General features: G+C 48.0%; 1 protein-coding gene. It reads left to right on the top strand.

The window, feature by feature from the left end:
• Positions 1–242: 242 nt before the first annotated feature.
• Positions 243–373, top strand: a 131-nt coding sequence (locus H6B51_RS17380; RefSeq protein ID WP_204884831.1) for a homoserine O-acetyltransferase/O-succinyltransferase family protein, incomplete at its 3' end; no start/stop codon positions are given.

Genomic DNA, 373 nt, shown 5'->3' with positions numbered 1-373 from the left:
AGCACTTTTTCAGAAGTTCTTCCGGAAGGCCGTCCAGGTTCCCCCCGGTCTCTTCCAGTTTTGGTTCCGTTTTCAGTGCCTTCCGTAAGGCGCTCAGATAGAATACCACCACGCCCCCACTTTGTCAACACCTTTTTTCAAGTTTTTTTGACTTTCTTTTCATACCATTCTCTGGTTGCGGCAGTGCCTCAAATATGCTACTCTTTATAGTAATAGAACGCATCGTTTAGGAGGACATACCCATGCCAATCAAAATACCCGATTCTCTCCCGGCCACGGCTATCCTGGAGAGCGAAAATATCTTTGTGATGACAGAGCACCGGGCCATCCACCAGGATATCCGCCCGCTGAATGTGGTGATCTTAAACCTGAT

This window comes from Pseudoflavonifractor phocaeensis, assembly GCF_016901955.1.
Lineage (GTDB): Bacteria > Bacillota > Clostridia > Oscillospirales > Oscillospiraceae > Flavonifractor > Flavonifractor phocaeensis_A.
The sequence above is the reverse complement of the archived record's forward strand: the minus strand, read 5'-3'. Positions and strand labels throughout refer to the sequence as shown.